This is a genomic window from Clostridioides sp. GD02404 (assembly GCF_045898275.1).
Taxonomy (GTDB): Bacteria; Bacillota; Clostridia; order Peptostreptococcales; family Peptostreptococcaceae; genus Clostridioides; species Clostridioides difficile_A.
In genome coordinates, this window is the sequence record NZ_JBJOCA010000011.1 from 48,039 (window position 1) to 68,703 (window position 20,665).

Below are 20,665 nucleotides of genomic sequence, written 5' to 3' on the forward strand. Positions count from 1 at the left end.
TCTAATGAAATTGGAGGTATAGACTTTGAAAATATTAGTTTGCGTAAAACAAGTTCCAGATACTAACGAAGTAAGAATAAATAAAGAAACAGGTACTCTTATAAGAGATGGAGTTCCAAGTATATTAAACCCAGATGATGCTAATGCATTAGAGGAAGCTTTAAAAATTAAAGATGAGCATGATGATGTAACTATAACAGTTATAACAATGGGACCTCCTCAAGCAGACTTTATGCTAAGAGAGTGTTTAGCTATGGGTGCTGATGATGCAATATTATTAAGTGATAGAGCATTTGGAGGAGCTGATACTTGGGCTACATCAAATACTATTGCAGCAGGTATAGCTAAAGTTGGAGATTATGACATAATATTTGCAGGAAGACAAGCAATAGATGGAGATACTGCACAAGTTGGACCACAAATTGCAGAGAAATTAGACATTCCTCAAGTTACATATGTACAAGACTTCAAAATAGAAGGAAAAGATATAATAGTTCAAAGACAATTAGAAGATGGATATGAATTAATAAAAGTAAGTACACCTGTACTTTTAACAGCAGTAAAAGAGTTAAATGCACCTAGATACATGTCTGTTGATAAAATAGTAAAAGCATATAAACATGATGTAAAAGTTTGGACAATTGATGATTTAGATGTAAATAAAGAAGAGGTTGGTTTAAAAGCATCACCAACTAAAGTATTTAGATCATTTACTCCTGAGCCAAGAGGAAAAGGAGAAATCTTAGAAGGTAAAGCTGATGAAATAGCTAACAAAATAATAATCGGTCTAAAACAAAAGCACATTATATAAGTTGGAGGAGTACAAACTATGAATGATATAAAAGATTTAAGTTCTTATAAAAACGTATGGATATTTGCAGAACAAAGAGAAGGAAAAATAGCTCCAGTAGTTATCGAATTATTAGGAGAAGGAAGAAAATTAGCTACAGAAGTAGATGCTGAGCTTTGTGCAGTATTATTAGGAAAAGATGTTGATGGATTAGCTAAAGAGTTAATCACTTTTGGAGCAGATAAAGTTTATGTTGCAGATGATGCTCTTTTAGAAAAATATACAACTGATGCATATACAAAAGTAATAAAAGATGCAATAGATGAAATAAAACCAGAAATAATGCTTTTCGGAGCAACTCATATAGGTAGAGATTTAGCACCTAGAATAGCTTCAAGAGTTGGAACTGGATTAACAGCTGACTGTACTAAGTTAGAAATAGACCCAGAAGATAAGAAAATAAAACAAACTCGTCCAGCATTTGGTGGAAACATAATGGCTACAATCATATGTCCAAACCATAGACCTCAAATGTCTACAGTTAGACCTGGTGTTATGGATAAAGCTGAGCAAGACGAAACAAGAACTGGTGAAGTTATAGCATTAGACTATAAAATAACTCAAGATGATATAAGAACTACTGTTTTAGAAACAGTTAAAACTAAAAAAGATTTAGTATCTCTTACAGATGCAAATGTTATAGTATCAGGTGGTTTAGGATTAGGTGGACCAGAAGGATTTGAAATGCTTAAGAAATTAGCTGACAAATTAGGTGGAGTAGTTGGTTCTTCTCGTGCAGCTGTAGATGCTGGATGGATAGACCATTCTCACCAAGTAGGTCAAACAGGAACTACTGTTAAGCCAAACCTATACATAGCTTGTGGTATATCAGGAGCAATACAACATTTAGCAGGTATGCAATCATCAGATTTCATAATTGCTATAAACAAAAACCCAGCAGCTCCAATTTTAGAAATCGCTGATTATGGAGTAGTTGGAGATTTACATGAAATAGTACCAATGCTTATAGATAAATTAGATAGCGTTGATGATTTATTAGAAGCTATAAAAGCTTAATTGATACAAATTATATAAATATTACTGATTGAATAAGTCTTATTAGTTAGTAACATGATTATTAACCCTTTGATAAGTTGTTGCTAGTTTGTATTTGTCAGTTATTAAAAAGTCTGTTTGAATAAAATTTTACAATACAAGATAATCTAGATAATCCTTATATGTGTATTGCTTACAAAATGTGAGTCATACCCTATAAGGATTATCTTTATTTTTTTTGAATAAATCTTAAATTTAATTAAATTGTACTAAATAGACAAATAATTACTAAATGTGTGATAAAATACAATTAAAAGCAAAATGAAATTTTTAACAAACTATAATCATTAAAATTATATCTTAGTTACATTTTAATGAAGGAAGCTATTTAAAAAGACAAATATTACGAGGAGTTGGTTGTATGTGCTAATGGTATTTATTGTAAGCAAACAATAAATTTTGTATGTAGTTCAATAAATTACTTAATGAAAGGTGCGAATATTAATGGATAATAATTTAATAGGGCTTATAGAACATGTAGAAAATCCAGCTATTTTATGTAAGGAATCAGGCGAAATAATATATTGTAATCATCTAATAGATAGTATTTTTAGTTTTCTAGATATAAAAAAGCCTAAAAATATAAATGAATTAGATTCTAACTTTGACAAAAAAGAAATTCTGACAGATAGTAAAAAGAAAATAGCTTTCAGAGAATTAAGAATGAATGCACATATATACAATATGAAAGATAATAATAATGAAAATACTATAGTTTATTTATTTGAGAAATCTGTAATATCGGATAAAGTAGTTGAGGATATAATAGAACATATAGATGAAGTTGTCGTTGTATTTAACAAAGATGGGGTAATTGAAAAGATGAATAATGTTAGTGATGAGATATTACCTTTTAAAAGAACTGAAGTACTTGGTAGAAATATAACGGACCTTGTAAGACAAGGATTAGTAGAAGAACCAATAATATTAAATATGCTCAAAGTGAAGAAAAAGATTTATAGAAATATCGTTTACCCTGATGGAAAACTTATTGCCTATACAGCAGTTCCAAGATGGGACTCTAAGGGAAAACTTACAGGAGGAGTACTTACAGGAAGAGATATTTCAAGGGTCATTAAGCTTGAATCTCAGATAAGATATAGTGATATGTCAGAGGATACAGAGTATATAAGTCAAAGTAAGATTATGGATAACATAAAAAAAGTTGTCAAGAGAGCTGCAGCTTCGGATTCTTCTATATTTATAAATGGAGAATCGGGTGTAGGAAAAGAAATAATAGCGAGAACTATCTATAAGTACAGTTCAAGAAGGGAAAAACCTTTTATCGCAATAAACTGTGGAGCTATACCAAATGAACTATTAGAATCAGAGTTTTTTGGATATGAAGAAGGTTCTTTTACTGGAGCTAAGAAAAAAGGTAAAAAGGGACTTTTTGAAGAGGCAAATGGTGGAACTATCTTTTTGGATGAGATAGGTGAGTTACCAATGCAGATGCAAAAAAAATTACTTAGAGTTATACAAGAAAATACGATTACTAGAATAGGTGGTAGCAAACCTATAAAGATAGATGTTAGATATATAAGTGCTACTAATATTTCTCATGAAGACCTTAGAAATAACCTTAAATTTAGACAAGATTTATACTATAGATTGAGTGTTATTCCAGTAAAAATACCACCACTTAGAGAGAGAAAAGAAGATATAGTACCATTAGTAAATTATTTCTTAAAGCTTTACAATGAAAAGTATAATAGAGAAGTAGAAGTTTCACCTAAGGTTATTGAATTATTGGAAGAATATTCTTGGCCAGGTAACATAAGAGAATTGAAAAATATCATTGAAAGATTCGTAGTTTTATCAGCTAAAAATGTAATTGGAGAAGATGAATTTAATATGCTTATAAATCTAGATATGATTGATAATGAAACAGATGATTTATCACCAATAGTGGTAAATGGAATTATGAATCTTAATGATGCATATAAAATAGTAGACCAAATAATGATAAGTAAGGCTATAAATAAGTATGGTTCAATAACAAAGGCTGCTGAAGTTATAGGTATATATCCTTCTACTATTCATAGAAAGATAAAAAGTGGACACATTCATGTATAGTCAATTAGCTTAGAAAAGTAATTAGAATTGATGGAGTCTTACTTTTTAAGAGCTAATGATAGACGATTACATAGAAAACATAAACTGTTTGGCATAACTTAAAAAAAGAATAGATTAAGTTATGTTGATTTTGGACAACCTTTTTGGGAAATGTATGTACAACTTAAAAGAGATGGCTTAGAAATAAAATTAATTATTCCAAGTCATCTCTTTTCTTTTATAAATATTTAAAAGTTATATTAGTTTATAGAGTTAGCAGAACCTAAAACATCATCTATTTTGCTTTCAACTACAGCTTGTATAGCATCTCTACCAGCGCCAATGTATTTTCTTGGGTCAAATTCTTTTGGATTTTCAGCTAAGAATTTTCTGATAGCAGCAGTCATAGCTAGTCTTAAGTCAGTATCCATGTTTATTTTACAAACAGCCATAGAAGATGCTTTTCTTAACATTTCTACAGGTACACCTTTAGCTCCAGCTATATTTCCACCAAATTCATTACATGTAGCAACTGCATTTTGGTCAACAGCAGATGCACCATGAAGAACTATTGGGAAACCTGGTAATTTGCTTTGGATTTCTTCTAGTATGTCGAATCTTAATTTAGCTTCTCCTTTGAATTTGAAAGCTCCATGAGAAGTTCCTATAGCTATTGCTAATGAATCAACTCCTGTTCTTTCAACAAACTCAACAGCTTCAGCTGGTTGAGTATATTTGTGAACATCAGAAGTAACATCATCTTCTGTTCCAGCTAAAACACCAAGTTCTGCTTCAACAACAACACCTTTAGAGTGTGCGTATTCAACAGCTTCTTTAGTTATTCTAACATTTTCTTCAAAGTCAAAATGAGAACCATCTATCATAACTGAAGAGAAACCAGCATCAATACAAGTTTTAATAGCATCCATATTTGGGCCATGGTCTAAGTGAAGAGCTACGTCTACACCTATTTCATCAGAAGCAACTTTAACCATTTCAACTAATGTATGAGGTCCAGCATATTTAACAGCTGACATAGAAGCTTGTATCATAACATAAGAATTTTTAGCTTTAGCAGCTTTTAAAACACCTTGTAATTGTTCTAAGTCACTTATGTTAAATGCACCTATAGCAAATCCACCTTCATAAGCTTTTTTAAACATTTCTTTTGTAGTAATTAATGCCATTTTAAAACTCCTCCTATTAACTTTTAAAATTTACCCATCACTTATATTATAACGTTAAATCAAAAAAAGTATATAGTAAATTGTAATAACTATAAATTACAAGTATAATGTTAAATATAAGATAATAGGATTAGATAAAATAATAAAAAATATGAACGTTTTAAGAAGAATTAAGATAAAGGAGACCTAACAATGCCACAGATAAAAATTAGAGGAATTAATGAGAATGATATATGCAAAATAAGTGAAAAGATGATAGATGATTTAGTTGAAGCTGTAAAATGCCCAAGAGATTATTTTGAAATAGAATGTATAAAGTCAGTTGCAATAAGATATGGTAAAATAGCAGATGTATATCCTTTTGTTGAAGTAGCTTGGTTTGATAGAGGGCAAGAAGTACAAGATATAGTAGCAAGAATAATAACTGATAGTATAAGAAATAATTTAGATGTAGAAAGTATGGATTTAGCATTTACAGTATTTGAAAAAGAAAAATATTATGAGAATGGAGAACATTTTTAATGGCTAAAAAGCAACGTATAGATAAAATTCTTTCAAATTTAGGTTATGGAAGTAGAAGTGAAATAAAGAAGTATTGTAAGCAGGGGTCTGTAGTAGTAAATGGGAGTGAAGTTTCAAATCCAGGAACTCAAGTAGACACTGAAAATGATGAAATATTGTTTAATGGAGAAGAAGTTATATATAGAGAATATATATATTTAATGATGAATAAACCAGATGGATATATATCAGCAACTACTGATAAATATGACCCAACGGTTTTAGATTTAATTGATTTATCATACTTAGCTTTTGAACCATTTCCTGTTGGAAGGTTAGATAAAGACACAGAGGGATTATTAGTTTTAACTAATGATGGGAAGCTTTCTCATAGAGTTTTATCTCCTAAGAAGCATGTGCCTAAGACTTATTATGCAAAAATTGATGGAGTAGTTACTGAAGAAGATGTAGAAGCTTTTTTAGAAGGTGTAGTGCTTGATGATGGATATAAAACTATGCCATCTCAGTTAAATATATTAAAGAGTGATGATGAATCAGAGATAGAACTTACAATACATGAAGGTAAGTTTCACCAAGTAAAAAGAATGTTTGAAAGTGTAGGCAAAAAAGTAGTATACTTAAAAAGATTGTCTATGGGTAATTTGAAATTGGATGAGAGCCTAGAATTAGGTGAGTATAGAGAGTTAACAGATGAAGAAGTAAAGATGATTGAAGAAAGATAATATAATAAATTGGAGGAAGGTTTGTGAAGAAAAAGGATATTGTAGAATTTGAAATAGATAAAATGGAATTTGGTGGTACATCATTAGGCCAAATTGGAGACAGAGTTATTCACATGAAGGGTGGAATAAGTGGTCAAAAGGTAAGAGCTGGTGTTAAAAAAGTTAGAAGTAAGAAAGCCGAAGTTAAGATGATAGAATTATTAGAGTACTCACCACTTGAAACTGAAGAAGCTTGCAAGCACTTTAGAGAGTGTGGAGGATGTACATTACTATCAGTACCATATGAAAAGCAATTGGAAATAAAAGAAAAACAAGTTATGGATTTATTCTTAAAGCAAGACTTATTTGGATTTCAATTTTTAGGGATAGAAGGAAGTCCAGAAAACAAATATTATAGAAATAAGATGGAGTATACTTTTGGAGATGAAGTAAAAAATGGACCTTTGACATTAGGGCTTCATAAAAAAGGAAAGCATATAGATATACAAACTGTTGAGGAGTGTATGTTAGTTGATGAGGACTTCTCAAAAATATTAGTTTCTAGTGTAGAGTTTTTTAATGAAAAAGAGCTTCCTTATTATAGAACAATGAATCATAAAGGATATCTGAGACATCTTGTAGTTAGAAAAGGGATTCATACTAATGAGATTATGGTTAATATAGTAACTTCTTCTCAAGAAGATTTTGACATGAACGAATTTAAGGACATGCTTTTAGGGATTGATTTCAAAGCTGAGTTAGTAGGGATACTTCATACTATTAATGATGGTTTAGCAGATGCAGTCCAATGTGATGAGTTAAGAGTATTGTATGGAAGAGATTATATACAAGAAGAAATTTTGGGTCTTAAGTTTAAGATTTCGCCATTTTCATTTTTCCAAACTAATACTAAGGGAGCAGAGGTTCTTTATAGTATTGCTAGGGATTTTATTGGAGATTACAATGATAAGGTTGTGTTTGACTTGTATAGTGGGACTGGGTCTATTGGACAGGTTATGGCTGGTGCTGCTAAGAAGGTGTATGGCATTGAGATAGTTGAGGAAGCTGTTGCTGCTGCTAATGAGAATGCGAAGTTGAATGGGCTTACTAATTGTGAGTTTATTGCTGGAGATGTGGCTAAGGTTGTTAAGGATTTGAAGGACAAGCCTGATTTGATTATTGTTGACCCTCCTAGACCAGGTATTCATAAGGATGCTATTAGGGATATTTGTGGATTTGGTGCTAAGGAGATAGTTTATATTTCTTGCAATCCGAAGTCTTTGGTTGTGGATTTGGTTGATTTTAAGGGGTATGGTTATGAGATTAAGATGGTTAAGTGTATGGATATGTTTCCAAATACGCCTCATTGCGAGACTGTAGTTAAACTTATTAGAGAATAACAGGGTTCTAGCTATTGAATGATGTTATAGAGGTGGTTCTGCCACCGATTTGCCACCATAATTATTTTTCAGTGGGAAATTTATTCTATAATGCTTTTAAAAATATTTCCAGACTCCAAATTAATTTAGAGTAAAGTCTATACAATAGATTTGTAATAGTAAATAATTACTTGTTATATAGATGAAAAAATTTAATTTACACTATAAATATTCACTTAAGGTACTATACTAAAACATTGATAGTATAGTACCTTTTTGTAAGCACATAAAAAGTAGACAAATACATAAATTATAGTCTATTTGTAGTTAATATGAGATTGGCATTTTCAATAGGATAATATTCCAAGGTATTTTTTCTTAAGTGGAGAAGTACCTATTTTGCTATTTACATTTTATATCTTCTAAATTACTTATATATCTATCATTTTATTTATACTATTTTATTCTTATTTTTATAGAAACTAAAATTTTATTTGGTAAATAATTATATTTCTATTGGATGTTGTAATAACAATATCACTCTTCTTTAGAATTTATTATATCTAATTAACTTAAGATGTATAAAATCATAAATGTGTAAGATGTAAGAAGGATAATTCAAATTTTTTAATTGTAATTTTAGTGAGTTAGCAAGTGTACTTTTATCTGCTTCTCCTAAACTATCAATACTAATAATATATATTTTATTAGAAATGTCCTAATTTATTAGTTTATCAAATATCATCTTCATTATAATTTCATCATTTCATTAATATAAATAGTATTAAGCTTTTTATAAGAGTTAAAGCAAGCATGTATTATTACTTAAATATTTGTATAATCAACATCTAGCAATTTACCTTTTTGGTGAAAATGATTAACAAGTTTTTTAGGATAATTCATTATTAATTCATCTGGAAAATTAATTTCTTTTAAGATATTCTCAGAATACTCATAGTTACCTATATCAAAACAAATGTGAGCATCTGAAGTTAGTATGATTTTAGCACCATATTTTTTGCAAAGTGTAGCAATATACTTACAATTATCCAAGCTACCACTTCTTGACACGCCTTTGATAGAACAATTATTTATTTCTATTAATATATTCTTTTCCATGGCTAATTTAATGATTAATTCATAGTCAATTGGGTAGTTTGGGTTTCCAAGATGACCTAATATTTCAATATTATCATGCTTATCTATTACATTTATTAAGGCTTTAGTATTATTCTCCAATGTATTTGGTGAAAAAACGGCTTCATGAAATGACAAGATAATATAATCTAATCGAGGAATGACAAAGGGTTCTAGGTCTATGTTTCCTTCAGTGTCTAGTATATTTGCTTCACATCCTCTTAGGATTATAATGTCATTTATGATTCTTGGGATATTTTGAATGTTGTGAAAGTACCATTTGTGGGGAGAACCAGGCATCTTAGGACCATGTTCAGATGTACCTAGTATCTTAATTCCATTTTCTTTACAATAATTAATATTTTCTAACAAAGTGCTATAGCCATGACCACTGACTATAGAGTGGGTGTGTAAATCTGATAAAAAATTCATATAAATTCCTCCTCTATTAAAGATGAGGGTAACGTAATTTATATTATAAAACGAACCAGAAATAAAATCAATAGTTACACAATTAGACAAAAATATTAAAATATTGTAGAATTAAGCTTAATAATAAATATTTAACAGTATTACTGCTTATGGGGGAGGTCAACTATGATACAAAAGAGGCTATCAAGGAAAGAAAAAGTTTTAATTTGCTTGAAAAGGCTAACAGAGGAACACTTGAACCTTAATAATGGCATTAGATTTGGATTTGATGCAGAATATATTGCTACTGAAGTAGGTATAAATAGAAGTAATGCTAGTAAGGAATTAAATCAATTAATAAAGGAAAGTATTATTATAAAGATAAAAGGAAAACCTGTTCAGTACTTATATAAAGAAAGTATTGAGAGTATTTTAGGAAAGACACTAAATAAAGGGATATTTGATAATATTAACTCTATAAACGAATATAGTGAGAATGATTCTATCAAAGATGAGTATATTGTAGATAGCATAAAAAAAGAGGACAATATTTTTAATTTAATAGGGTATGATGGAAGTTTAAAGTCCCAGATAGAGCAAGCTAAAGCAGCAGTAATATATCCACCTAAGGGTTTGAGTACATTAATAATAGGACCTACAGGAGTTGGTAAATCTATATTTGCAGAATATATGTATAAGTATAGCTTAACTATAAAAGAAGATAGTGATAATGCACCATTTATCATATTTAACTGTGCTGATTATTCTGATAATCAGCAATTATTATTAGCGCAACTTTTTGGATATGTAAAAGGGGCATTTACTGGAGCTGATAAAGATAAGTATGGTATTGTACATGAAGCTAATAATGGGATATTGTTTTTAGATGAAGTTCATAGGTTATCTGCAGAGGGACAAGAAATGCTATTTCTGCTTATGGATAAAGGTATATATAGAAGGTTAGGAGAGACTAATAAGGTACATGAGTGTAGGGTTATGATAATTGCAGCTACTACAGAAGATCCACAAACAGCAATGTTGGAAACGTTTTTAAGAAGAATACCTGTAACTATAAAGATTCCGTCTTTAGAGGAAAGAGGCTTTCAGGAGAGAATGAGGCTTATATGTTATTTTTTTAAAGAAGAAAGTATTAGGATTGGTGTTAAGTTAAAGGTTTCAAAAGAAGTTATTAAGGCATTTATTTTATATAAGTGTAAGGGAAATATAGGACAATTAAAAAGCGACATACAATTAATTTGTGCAAGAGCTTTTTTAGACTATATGACCTATAAAATGGAATGTGTATATGTAAGACTTTCTCTTCTACCAAACAATATTAGAGAGTCATTGTATGGAAATAACAGAAAAGAGGAGTTTGTACAGAATTTCAGTTTTATTGGGAAAGATGATATTATTTTTTTACCAGAAGAAAAGAATTTTGAAAGTGAAAATTTATTAATAGAAAATAAAAAATATGATTTAGATTTCTATGGAATGATAAAAGAAACTTGGGATAAACTTCAACAAGAAGGCATTAAAGAGTCACAAATTAGAAGCTTTATAGATGAAGATATACAGAAGTATTCCTATAATTTAATGAATACTTTTATATATAATAGTAGTAATCAAACAGCTTATAACAATATTGTTAATGATTCAATTGCAACTACTGTGAAGTATATTTTACAAAAGCATGATAAATGGAGTAGAAAAGAAGGATTAGATAAATTAATAAAAGCTATAGCCTTACACATTCAGAATTTAATTGAAAGAATAAAGATTGGGAACATAGTAAAACATCCTAATAAAGATGAAATTATGAAGGAAAGAGCATATGAATATGACATAGCAAAAGAAATATTATCTAACATGTCATTAATGTATGGGGTTGAGTTTCCAGAAGATGAAGCAATTTTTTTAGCAACGTTTCTTTATTTATCTTATGTGGGATTAAATGAGGAAAGTATAGCAATATTAGTTATAATGCATGGTGAATCTACAGCATCTAGCATGGTGAATGTAGCTAATACTTTACTGGATTGTAACCATGCAGTGGCAATCAATATGGGGCTAGAAGATAGAGTTCAGGATATTTTAGTCCAAGCTGTAGAAATAGCTAATGAAATTGATAAAGGAAAGGGAGTTTTAATTTTAACTGATATGGGATCTATTTTAACATTTGCTAAAGTTATTCATGATGCTACTGGAAAAGAAGTAAAAGCAATAGATATGGTAAGTACACCTATTGTAATAGAAGCAACTAGAAAGGCTCTAACTCCTGAAATGACATTAGAGAAATTATATTTTAATATTATAGAATCTATAAAGAAACATTATGGAGATATGGAAATTACATATGCTGAAAAAGATAATGGTGGTAGATATTTTGATAGATTACTAATTGACAATATTAGCAAGACTTTGACCTTTTTAAATGGGGAAAAAGCTTATTTTATATTAAAAGAAGTAATTAATAGGATTAGTGAACATTATTCTTTAGTAATTCAAGATGAGCTTTTAGTAAAGTTTATATTTCATTGTTCATGTATGATTGAAAGAATAATAATAAAAGAGTCTTTAGTTTATAAATCATACGAAGAAAGAATTAGTAGAAGTAAAGAATTATATTTAGTTATAAAAGAAAATTTTAAGCTTGTAGAAGAGACATTCGATATAATTATTTCAGATATGGAATATGCAAATATATTAGATATATTTGAATCACAATATGATACAGATAAATTTAAAAGTTGATACAAAATTTAAAAATAGCCAAAAGGCTATCTTTTTTTTACTTTTTTTGATACAGATTTGATACAGGTCTGAAAAACATTTTGATACATATTGAAAGAATAAGTTTTTTTAATAAATTAAGCAAAAAGGGTTGGTTAAATCTTGCAGAATAGCCACTTGTTATTGATACACATACGTTGGCATGGCAATTGCTTATATAAAAAGTGACAAAAAAAGTGAGGTGAGATTGGTGATAGGTATAATAGTTATGACTCATGGGAGTTTTAGTGAAGAAATTATAAAAAGCTGTGAACTTATTGCAGGACCAGCAGAAAGAACAGCAGCAATTAAACTAAATAGGAATGATAATATTGAAGACTTAAATAGAAATTTTGTAGAAAAGTTAAATGAATTAGATGAAGGTGACGGAGTTTTAGTATTAGCTGACCTATTAGGAGGTTCGCCAAGTAATGTCGCAAGTTTAAACCTTAAAAAAGGTGGAGACTTTCATGCACTTACTGGAGTAAACCTTCCAATGCTACTTGAAGCTTTAATTAATAGAGAAGGAAAAAATCTAGAGGAGTTAGCAGATGCATGTATTGAAGCTGGAAAAACTGGTATAAACAATATTAATAAAGTTCTTAGCTCAATGTAATATAAAAAGGAGTTCGATTAAAAATGTCTTTAGTGGAATATTGCAGATGTGATGATAGATTAATACATGGTCAAGTGATATATAAATGGGTTAGGCATCTAGGTGTTAAAAAAATAGTAGTGGTAGATGATGAAACAACCAATGATGTTATTTCTAAAGGTTTAATAAAAATGGCAGCACCAAAGAATATTGATTTATCAATATTAACTGTAAGTGAATCAAGGAGGTATTTTTATAATAACCAAGCTGATGATAACGTTTTTGTATTAATTAAAAACTTAGATACTGCAAATAGAATGATAGAGGAAGGAATCGATATTAAAAAACTTATTATTGGAAGAATACCTACAGGGATAGGAAAAAAGAAAATATCTCAAAATGTATACATTAATAAAAAAGAGTTTCTTTTAATATATGAATTTATTAAAAAAAATATTAATGTATCAATTCAAATGGTACCTGATGATGATGAAGTAGAATTAAATCACAGTATTAATCGCTATAAAGGAGAGTTTGTTTAGTAATGAATAGATATAAGGCAATCATACTCTGCCATGGAACTTGGGGAGAGGTATTAGTAGAAGAAGCGAATGAAAATTTTGGATTGTCAAATCAATACGAAGTTTTATCACTAAGCTCTGAAAAAGATGTTTCTGTATTCATGAAAGAGGTTGAAGAAGTAGTAGATAAAGAAGATGTGAAAATTATAATATCAGATCTGTATGGGGGTTCTACATCAAGTGTTGCAATAGCTGTTGCTATAAGAAGAGGAATAGATGCCATAAATGGACTTAGCTTACAGACAATTTTAATCGTAGATGAAGAATTAAGCAAAGAAGACAAAGTACATACATTACCAGAAAGAATTGTGAAAAAAAATAATAACCTTTGTGTAGATTTGATTAAAGAATTTAAAAAAATATAAATTATGAGGTGGATATAATGTCAAAAATAACATTAGTAAGAGTAGATCACAGATTAATTCATGGACAAGTTATAACAAAATGGGTGAAAATCGCTCAAGCTCAAAAAATAATAATAGTTGATGACTTCTTAGGTCAAGATGAATTTATGGCTGATATATATAGAATGGCAGCACCATCAGGAGTAGAAGTATCTATTTTAACAGCAGAAGATGCAGGACAAGCATTCCAAAACAATACTTTAGGAGATAAAAATATATTTATTCTATTTAAGAACGTTGATATGGCAAGTAAAGCGTATAAGGCCGGACTTAAATATGAAAAGATTCAATTAGGAGGCATTCCAAATGAAGCAGGAAAGAAGATGGTATTTACAGCTGTTTCATTAGGAAATGAAGATGTAGAACAACTAAATGAACTTAATGAAGAGGGGGTTGAAATAGTTCTACAAGTTATACCAGAGGAATCATCTATGACATATGAAAATGCATTAAAGAAATTTAAATAGAAATTATAAATAAGGAGGAATTATAAATGGAATCTGTTTTGATGTTGGCAATTGTAACAGGATTATGGTATTGGTTTGCAGCAGGTCTTGCAGGATATACTCTTTTCTCAACACTAAAGTCACCTTTATTTATAGGTTTTAGCCTTGGATTACTTTGGGGTGATGTAACAACTGGTATGATTGTTGGTGCAAGTATAGAAATGGTTTATCTAGGAATGGTTGCAGCAGGAGGAAATATTCCATCTGATAAATGTTTAGCTGCTCTTATTGCAATACCAGTAGCACTTCAAACTGGTGTTAATGCAGAAGTTGCAGTATCTATTGCAGTACCTTTAGGTGTTATAGGAGTATTAGTTAATAACTTAAGAAGAACTGGTAATGCTGTATTAGTTCATAAGGCAGATAAGTATGCTGAAGTAGGTAATACAAAAGGTATCTGGAGATGTGCAACACTTTACTCTTTAATATTTGGATTTTTTTTGAGATTTCCAATAGTTTTTGTATGTAACTTTTTTGGAGCAGATTTAGTTCAATCATTATTAGATGTTATACCACAATGGTTAATGAATGGATTAACAGTAATGGGTGGTATATTACCTGCATTAGGTTTTGCAACAACAATATTTACTATAGGTAAAAATAAATTCTTACCAATGTTTATTATAGGATTTTTTATGGTTCAATATTTTAAAATATCAATTACTGCAGCTGCAATATTTGGTGTTTGTATAGCTCTTTTAGTTACATTTATGAAAGAAGATAAAAGGGTAGGTGAAGTATAATGCAAGATATTAAAAATGAACAAGGTACAACTGAAGTTAATAAGATAAGAGTACTTACGAAAAAAGATGTAACAAAAACATATCTAAGATGGTGGTGGACAGCAGAATTATCTAACTCTTTTGAAAGAATGCAAGCATTAGCAGTTTGTGCAAGTTTCACTCCAGCTTTAGAAAAGTTGTATAAGAAAAAAGAAGATTTAGTAGATGCATTAAAGAGACACTTACAATTTTTTAATACTCAAGCTATATGGGGAGGGTTAATTCATGGTACAGTTTTAGCTATGGAAGAAGAAAAAGCTACTGAAGGAAAAATCCCAGGAGAAGTTATTTCAGGTGTTAAGAATGGTCTTATGGGACCTTTGGCTGGAATTGGAGATACTTTAGATTTTGGTACATTTCAAACAATATTCCTAGCTTTAGGTGCTTCATTTGGTGCAGAAGGAAGTGTTATAGGTGCATTTTTCCCAATAATGTTTAGTATATTACTATTTTGTGAAGGCTATTATTTATTCCATTTAGGATATTCTTTAGGTAGAGATTCAATTAAGAAAATTCTATCAGGTGGTATTGTCAATAAGATAATTGATGGTGCTTCAATTCTAGGAATGTTTATGATGGGAGCATTATCTGCAACTACAGTTAAGCTTTCAACACCATTATCATTTAATATTGGTGGTAAAGCAATTGTTGTTCAAGATACATTAAATATGATTGCTCCAGGCTTATTACCACTTGGTGTTGTATTCTTTGTATATTGGGGAATGAAATACAAGAAGTGGACAATAACTAAGCTGTTAGTAATTTTAGTTGTAGTAGCATTAGTAGGATCATTCATTGGAATATTCTAATTTACAATGATTAAAATATAGAATTTAATTTTAGGAGGAGAAAGAAATGTCAGAAAAAATGTATACAGAAAAGGAATATTTAGAAGGAATTAGGGGAGCAACAGGAGAAAGAGCAGTATGGTTCTATCTTCTTATGAAAGAAGCTGAAAAATTAGGAGTTAATCCAGATGATATATGTAAAGAAGCAATATACGGATTTGGTAAAATGAGAGGTCAAAAATATAACGTAGCAGATACTCCAGGAAAAATGGCGGAAATGTTATATAATAGTAAAGGACAAAAAGTGTTTGAAATGGAATTAGTAGAAAATACAGATGAAAATGGAGTTTTAAAATTCCATCACTGTCCATTAGATGCTGCTTGGAAAGAATATGGATTAAATAAAGAAGAAAGAAAAGAAATTTGTAGATTAGCTTGCTATGGTGATTATGGAAGAGTTGATTGTGCACGAGGTGTTAGATTAGAGTTTGCTCAAAAATGTGCTCATGATGATGAAGTTTGCGAGTTAGTATTTACAAGAAAATAGTTTTTAATGTAAAAGCCTGTCCTTATGGACAGGCTTTAAAAAAACAGAAAGTAGGTTGATTTATGGATATAAGCAGAAGTGTAGATAATAGCTTAAATAGAACAGTAGAATTCCTAAAAGAATTAATAAAAATTGATACACAACAAGGTGAACCTATTTCACAATGTCCTTTTGGTATAGGACCTAAAAAATCTTTAGAAAAAACTTTAGATTACTGCGCTAGTTTGGGTTTTAGCGTTAAAAATATTGATAATTATATTGGATATGCAGAAATTGGAGAAGGAGAAGAATTAATAGGAATTCCAATGCATTTAGATGTAGTTCCACCAGGAGATGGGTGGAGTGTAGATCCATTTTCGGGAACAGTAATTGACAATATTATTTATGGAAGAGGTGCCATAGATAATAAGGGCGCTGTATCTATGCTTATACATGTATTGAAAAACATAGAGGATGTGTACCCTACAATTAATAAAAGAATAAGATTAATTTTTGGTACAAATGAGGAAACAGGTATGGAGTGTATCAAATATTATCTAGATAAAGGTGAAGAAATTCCAAGTATGGGCTTTACTCCAGATGCTATGTATCCAGTGGTTAATGGAGAAAAAGGAAGAGTTCATATAAGGATAGAAAAAGAGATTAAAATTGATATAAGTAAACCTTACATAATAGTGAGGGGAGGAACTAAAGAAAATGTTGTTCCATCTTATTGTACTGCAAAAATTATTAATGGAATTATTTCAGAGTTGACTACTAAAGGAGTAGCTACGCATGCAAGTAATCCTGAAAAGGGAGAAAATGCTATATCTAAAATGGTAATAAAGATAGTTGAAGATAATATGGATTTTCAGTATAGAGAAGATATAGAATTAATTTCAAAATACCTTTGTAGTGACTATTATGGAGATGCATTGGGAATTAATCAATATGATGAGGTATTCAAAAGCACTACTTTAAATTTAGGAATATTAAAAGCAAATGAGGAAAAAATCATATGTGAACTAGATATAAGGTATGGCAAAAATATAGATTTAAACAATATAATACATAGATTCAAAAAGTTTTTTTGTAATGGTTGGAAAATAAAGATTATTACTCATAAGGACTTACATTATGTGGATGAGAATAATTTAGTACTTAAAAAGTTATTAGAAGCATATGAAGAAATAACAGATGAAAATGGATATACAATTGCTATGGGTGGTGGTACATATGCAAGTTGGTTTAAAGATATGGTGGCGTTTGGACCTAAGTTCTTAGCGTATAAAACTGGCGGTCATGGAGCAGATGAAAGAGTATCGATAGAGCATATACGAAAGAATATGGAGATATATACCTTGGCTTTAATAAAACTATTAGAATTGTAAAAGGATAAGAGATATTATGTGCAAATATATAGATATCTTAAAAATAGAGGTTGTTTCTGCAGAAGGGTGTACTGAACCAATAGCTATAGTATATGCAATTTTCCGTGCTTTAGGACAGATAAAAGGAGAGATAAAACAAATTCAACTTTATTTAAGTACGAACATAATTAAGGATGCATTAGAGGTAAGTATACCTGGAACTGGGAAAATAGGAATAGAAATAGCAGCAACACTTAGTAAAATTATTAAAAAATCAGAAAAAAAGTTAGAGATATTATCTAATTTTACTAAAGATAAATTAGATAAGGCTAATGAAATAGTTGATAATAAAATTATGTAAAATTGTATCTTATTATTAATTTTGTAATATAATAAAAGCAAGAAGAACTACAATCTGTTTAGCAAATGTAATTTGTTTCCAAAATATTTGTAACTAGGAACAAGTTTATTAAAAGCTGTGACACTTTGAAATCACAGCTTTTGACTACAATGCTAAATTGAAATTTACCAACTATTCATTATGCTTATTACTTGATACTTTAAACTATAATCTCCATACCATCATAAGCAAAGAAAATATTATCAAGCTCCTTCTCTAATTCACTATAATAACCATAGGATTTCCCCCACATTTCATCAATATGTGTAACTATAACCTTTTTAATTCTGTAATAGTTTTTAATTTCTATAACTTCATCCAAAGTAAATATTTCATCTTTGAATGGTGCATCTTTAAGTTCTGTTCCATCATTTAATATGCCATCATCAGAAACTAAACTGATTATTAAAACATCTGCATCGAAGTACATATCATTATGAGTAAATGGTTTTGGATTACAACAAGCATATATGACTTTTTTATCATTCTCTCTGATAACATAGAACGTTATATTCCTATCTCGGTTGTTGTTAAACAAATCAATATCAAAATTATCTATCTTTATATGAGAAGTTTCATTAACAGAAATGCAGTGTAGAACATCCCCATAATATTTAAGACAATCAAGGTTCATTCGATTTATATCTTCAATCACTTCAGGCAATGCATAAAATTCAATAGGAGTATTTTTATCTGCAATAAAATCATAGCCAATTTTTTCAACGATTCTAATGCCTTTAACGTGGTCTGGGTCATGGTGAGAAATCGAAAGGTGCTTTACTTGTGATATTTTTTGCCTGTTGCAAGCCACTGCAATATCTTCAGGTGTGTCTATCAACATTTTTATATCATCAATATATAGGCTTGGGCCTAAGCGTTCATATCTTCCACCTTTTTTCCTAGCTTCTTCACATATTTTGCATTTACAAAATGAACTTGGAATAATTGACATACCACCACTACCAATAATTTTTAATTTCAAAGTTATCATACCTCCTTATTAAAATATTAGATTATATAAATAATCTACAATTAAAACTACTTAACAAAATTTTTATTTAGTAGATTATATCATGTATAAATATGAAATAACAGAAATATATGAATGGACTTAAAAATATATTAATACAATGTGCATAAAAAATATCATAAATATATGATAATATAAATACAGTAATACCATTTTATTAATTTTTTGGGTTTTTATATATTTAAGTATTGGGGTGATATAGTTGAACCAAGAGATATTTTTTAAAATAATGAATGAAATATTAGAAAATATTGACGAAGGGGTCCATTTTGTTAACAAAGAAGGGAAAACTATAATCTACAATGATTCTGTACAAAAAATGGAAAAAATGAACAGACAAGATATTTTAACGAATTCATTTTTTGATATAGTCAGCAAAATGAAAATAAATAGAAGTACACTAGTAGAAGTTTTGGAAAAAAGGAAAATTATCAAAGACAATGTTCAAAAATATCTAGATAAAAACGGGAAAGAAATAACAGCAATCAATACTACAATACCAATTGATATTAAAGGGGAATTTGTAGGGGCACTTGAAATATCAAAAAATATGACAACTATAGAAACTTTATTAAACAGAAACTATAAAAAAAATTTAATCAACAAAGTCAATAATCAACAAAAGAAAGGTTATGACTTTGATGATATTTTAGGGGAAAGTAATCTAATTAAAGAGGCAATAACAAAATCTAAGAAAGCCTGTAAGTCTGACGCTTCAGTATTTATATATGGAGAAACTGGAACGGGTAAAGAGTTATTTAGTCAGTCCATTCATTATGGAAGTAATAGAAAAAATTATCCGTTTATAGCACAAAATTGTGCAGCTCTACCAGAGTCACTATTTGAAGGAATACTATTTGGGACTAGCAAGGGAGGATTTACAGGAGCAGTAGATAGACCAGGTTTGTTTGAACAAGCTAACAAAGGAACTTTATTATTAGATGAAATAAATTCTATGCCTATTATGTTACAAGCTAAATTACTAAGGGTTTTGCAAGAAGGTTATGTAAGAAGAATTGGTGGAACTAAGGATATACCTGTTGATGTAAGAATTATTGCAACAACAAATGAAAGTCCAAAAGTTATTTTGAAAGAGAATAAAATAAGAAAAGATTTATATTATAGACTTAACATAATTCATATAAAAATTCCTCCTCTTAGAGATAGAAAAGAAGATATATCTTTGTTATGCAAAAAATTTATTTCAAAGTATAACAAAAAATTAAATAAAAAAGTGGTAGGAATTTCAGAGGAAGCTATCCAAACCTTAAAAAATTATGACTGGCAAGGTAACATAAGAGAACTAGAAAACATAATTTATTGTACTATGAGTATGATGGAGGACGAGGTACAAATAGAAACAAGTATGATTAATATAAATGACTATTACAATCTTAAAGAGAATAAAGAGAGTAACGATTATTCTTTAAATGATTTGGAGGACAAGACACTTAATAATATTATTAGCGAGATAGAAGAAAAGTATATATGTGAATCATTAGAAAAAACATCGTACAATATAACTAAAGCAGCATCAATCTTAGGTATGAATAGGCAAAACTTACAATATAAAATAAAAAAATATAATATTAAAATCTTATAAATAAAAAAGA

Annotated in this window: 20 protein-coding genes; 17 read left to right on the top strand and 3 right to left on the bottom strand. The window is 29.4% G+C overall.

Translation table 11 applies throughout. From position 1 onward, the window contains the following. Positions 1–25 precede the first annotated feature (25 nt). The 3 genes from etfB to Q3287_RS08515 all read left to right on the top strand — a co-directional run bounded on the left by etfB (position 26) and on the right by Q3287_RS08515 (position 3,982). Entirely contained in the window at positions 26–811 is a 786-nt protein-coding gene (gene etfB, locus Q3287_RS08505) for an electron transfer flavoprotein subunit beta (protein WP_054268938.1), read from the top strand. Between the two features lie 18 nt (positions 812–829). Next, the gene (locus Q3287_RS08510) at positions 830–1,867 is read left to right on the top strand and encodes an electron transfer flavoprotein subunit alpha/FixB family protein (protein ID WP_021382901.1); all 1,038 of its coding nucleotides are present in this window, start codon (positions 830–832) and stop codon (positions 1,865–1,867) included. 483 nt (positions 1,868–2,350) lie between these two features. Further along, the gene (locus tag Q3287_RS08515) at positions 2,351–3,982 is read left to right on the top strand and encodes a sigma-54-dependent Fis family transcriptional regulator (protein WP_054268939.1); all 1,632 of its coding nucleotides are present in this window, start codon (positions 2,351–2,353) and stop codon (positions 3,980–3,982) included. Between the two features lie 239 nt (positions 3,983–4,221). Here the strand turns inward: Q3287_RS08515 and fba are convergent, their stop codons facing one another. Then, the gene (gene fba / locus Q3287_RS08520) at positions 4,222–5,148 is read right to left on the bottom strand and encodes a class II fructose-1,6-bisphosphate aldolase (protein ID WP_054268940.1); all 927 of its coding nucleotides are present in this window, start codon (positions 5,146–5,148) and stop codon (positions 4,222–4,224) included. A gap of 192 nt (positions 5,149–5,340) precedes the next feature. Here fba and Q3287_RS08525 point away from each other — a divergent pair, with 192 nt between their 5' ends. The 3 genes from Q3287_RS08525 to rlmD are packed head-to-tail and all read left to right on the top strand — an operon-like array spanning position 5,341 to position 7,771. After that, positions 5,341–5,670, top strand: a complete 330-nt coding sequence (locus Q3287_RS08525) for a DUF1904 domain-containing protein (RefSeq protein ID WP_407963870.1) — start codon at positions 5,341–5,343, stop codon at positions 5,668–5,670. Continuing rightward, the gene (locus tag Q3287_RS08530) at positions 5,670–6,392 is read left to right on the top strand and encodes a pseudouridine synthase (protein WP_231301296.1); all 723 of its coding nucleotides are present in this window, start codon (positions 5,670–5,672) and stop codon (positions 6,390–6,392) included. Before Q3287_RS08525 ends, Q3287_RS08530 begins: the two co-directional genes overlap by 1 nt. 23 nt (positions 6,393–6,415) lie before the next feature. Next, entirely contained in the window at positions 6,416–7,771 is a 1,356-nt protein-coding gene (gene rlmD, locus Q3287_RS08535) for a 23S rRNA (uracil(1939)-C(5))-methyltransferase RlmD (RefSeq protein WP_407963871.1), read from the top strand. An 804-nt stretch (positions 7,772–8,575) separates the two neighbouring features. Here rlmD and Q3287_RS08540 read toward each other — a convergent pair. Continuing rightward, positions 8,576–9,319, bottom strand: coding sequence for a phosphatase (locus Q3287_RS08540; RefSeq protein WP_407963872.1), 744 nt, complete (start codon positions 9,317–9,319; stop codon positions 8,576–8,578). Between the two features lie 165 nt (positions 9,320–9,484). Between Q3287_RS08540 and Q3287_RS08545 the strand changes: the two genes are divergently transcribed. From Q3287_RS08545 to Q3287_RS08590, 10 genes are all read left to right on the top strand, one after another. Beyond that, positions 9,485–12,052 (top strand): sigma-54-dependent transcriptional regulator, encoded by a 2,568-nt coding sequence (locus tag Q3287_RS08545; protein ID WP_407963873.1) that lies wholly within the window; start codon positions 9,485–9,487, stop codon positions 12,050–12,052. A gap of 181 nt (positions 12,053–12,233) precedes the next feature. Beyond that, the gene (locus Q3287_RS08550) at positions 12,234–12,686 is read left to right on the top strand and encodes a PTS sugar transporter subunit IIA (protein WP_222153459.1); all 453 of its coding nucleotides are present in this window, start codon (positions 12,234–12,236) and stop codon (positions 12,684–12,686) included. A gap of 23 nt (positions 12,687–12,709) precedes the next feature. Next, complete coding sequence (locus Q3287_RS08555) at positions 12,710–13,207, top strand: PTS sugar transporter subunit IIB (protein ID WP_054268946.1); 498 nt, start codon at positions 12,710–12,712, stop codon at positions 13,205–13,207. Positions 13,208–13,209: 2 nt separating this feature from the next. After that, positions 13,210–13,611, top strand: coding sequence for a PTS mannose transporter subunit IIC (locus Q3287_RS08560; RefSeq protein ID WP_407963874.1), 402 nt, complete (start codon positions 13,210–13,212; stop codon positions 13,609–13,611). Positions 13,612–13,628: 17 nt separating this feature from the next. Continuing rightward, complete coding sequence (locus Q3287_RS08565; RefSeq protein WP_054268948.1) at positions 13,629–14,117, top strand: PTS sugar transporter subunit IIB; 489 nt, start codon at positions 13,629–13,631, stop codon at positions 14,115–14,117. A gap of 26 nt (positions 14,118–14,143) precedes the next feature. Then, positions 14,144–14,899, top strand: a complete 756-nt coding sequence (locus Q3287_RS08570) for a PTS sugar transporter subunit IIC (RefSeq protein WP_021383017.1) — start codon at positions 14,144–14,146, stop codon at positions 14,897–14,899. Beyond that, entirely contained in the window at positions 14,899–15,747 is an 849-nt protein-coding gene (locus tag Q3287_RS08575) for a PTS system mannose/fructose/sorbose family transporter subunit IID (RefSeq protein ID WP_054268950.1), read from the top strand. The genes Q3287_RS08570 and Q3287_RS08575 overlap by 1 nt, the downstream gene beginning before the upstream one ends. A 46-nt stretch (positions 15,748–15,793) precedes the next feature. After that, positions 15,794–16,273 carry an L-2-amino-thiazoline-4-carboxylic acid hydrolase gene (locus Q3287_RS08580; protein WP_054268951.1) on the top strand — a complete coding sequence of 160 codons (480 nt, stop codon included), beginning with the start codon at positions 15,794–15,796 and terminating at the stop codon, positions 16,271–16,273. Positions 16,274–16,335: 62 nt separating this feature from the next. Then, positions 16,336–17,643: a M20 family metallopeptidase gene (locus Q3287_RS08585; RefSeq protein ID WP_223152939.1), complete on the top strand. Its 1,308-nt coding sequence runs from the start codon at positions 16,336–16,338 to the stop codon at positions 17,641–17,643. Between the two features lie 16 nt (positions 17,644–17,659). Then, entirely contained in the window at positions 17,660–17,983 is a 324-nt protein-coding gene (locus tag Q3287_RS08590; RefSeq protein WP_167639809.1) for a hypothetical protein, read from the top strand. 199 nt (positions 17,984–18,182) lie between these two features. On the opposite strand, the gene Q3287_RS08595 is transcribed toward Q3287_RS08590, so the two are convergent. Beyond that, positions 18,183–19,004, bottom strand: coding sequence for an MBL fold metallo-hydrolase (locus Q3287_RS08595; protein WP_054268954.1), 822 nt, complete (start codon positions 19,002–19,004; stop codon positions 18,183–18,185). Positions 19,005–19,281: 277 nt separating this feature from the next. Here Q3287_RS08595 and Q3287_RS08600 point away from each other — a divergent pair, with 277 nt between their 5' ends. After that, the gene (locus Q3287_RS08600; RefSeq protein ID WP_167639825.1) at positions 19,282–20,655 is read left to right on the top strand and encodes a sigma 54-interacting transcriptional regulator; all 1,374 of its coding nucleotides are present in this window, start codon (positions 19,282–19,284) and stop codon (positions 20,653–20,655) included. Positions 20,656–20,665 lie beyond the last annotated feature (10 nt).

Excerpts from the sequence above, each read along its gene's own strand:
- Q3287_RS08515 (WP_054268939.1), top strand. The coding sequence starts at position 2,351 with ATGGATAATAATTTAATAGGGCTTATAGAACATGTAGAAAATCCAGCT.
- Q3287_RS08600 (WP_167639825.1), top strand. The coding sequence starts at position 19,282 with ATGAATGAAATATTAGAAAATATTGACGAAGGGGTCCATTTTGTTAAC.
- Q3287_RS08580 (WP_054268951.1), top strand. The coding sequence starts at position 15,794 with ATGTCAGAAAAAATGTATACAGAAAAGGAATATTTAGAAGGAATTAGG.
- Q3287_RS08565 (WP_054268948.1), top strand. The coding sequence starts at position 13,629 with ATGTCAAAAATAACATTAGTAAGAGTAGATCACAGATTAATTCATGGA.
- Q3287_RS08550 (WP_222153459.1), top strand. The coding sequence starts at position 12,234 with ATGGCAATTGCTTATATAAAAAGTGACAAAAAAAGTGAGGTGAGATTG.
- fba (WP_054268940.1), bottom strand. The coding sequence starts at position 5,148 with ATGGCATTAATTACTACAAAAGAAATGTTTAAAAAAGCTTATGAAGGT.
- Q3287_RS08555 (WP_054268946.1), top strand. The coding sequence starts at position 12,710 with ATGTCTTTAGTGGAATATTGCAGATGTGATGATAGATTAATACATGGT.
- Q3287_RS08570 (WP_021383017.1), top strand. The coding sequence starts at position 14,144 with ATGGAATCTGTTTTGATGTTGGCAATTGTAACAGGATTATGGTATTGG.
- Q3287_RS08510 (WP_021382901.1), top strand. The coding sequence starts at position 830 with ATGAATGATATAAAAGATTTAAGTTCTTATAAAAACGTATGGATATTT.
- Q3287_RS08525 (WP_407963870.1), top strand. The coding sequence starts at position 5,341 with ATGCCACAGATAAAAATTAGAGGAATTAATGAGAATGATATATGCAAA.
- Q3287_RS08585 (WP_223152939.1), top strand. The coding sequence starts at position 16,336 with ATGGATATAAGCAGAAGTGTAGATAATAGCTTAAATAGAACAGTAGAA.
- Q3287_RS08575 (WP_054268950.1), top strand. The coding sequence starts at position 14,899 with ATGCAAGATATTAAAAATGAACAAGGTACAACTGAAGTTAATAAGATA.
- Q3287_RS08560 (WP_407963874.1), top strand. The coding sequence starts at position 13,210 with ATGAATAGATATAAGGCAATCATACTCTGCCATGGAACTTGGGGAGAG.
- Q3287_RS08530 (WP_231301296.1), top strand. The coding sequence starts at position 5,670 with ATGGCTAAAAAGCAACGTATAGATAAAATTCTTTCAAATTTAGGTTAT.
- Q3287_RS08540 (WP_407963872.1), bottom strand. The coding sequence starts at position 9,319 with ATGAATTTTTTATCAGATTTACACACCCACTCTATAGTCAGTGGTCAT.
- Q3287_RS08545 (WP_407963873.1), top strand. The coding sequence starts at position 9,485 with ATGATACAAAAGAGGCTATCAAGGAAAGAAAAAGTTTTAATTTGCTTG.
- Q3287_RS08590 (WP_167639809.1), top strand. The coding sequence starts at position 17,660 with ATGTGCAAATATATAGATATCTTAAAAATAGAGGTTGTTTCTGCAGAA.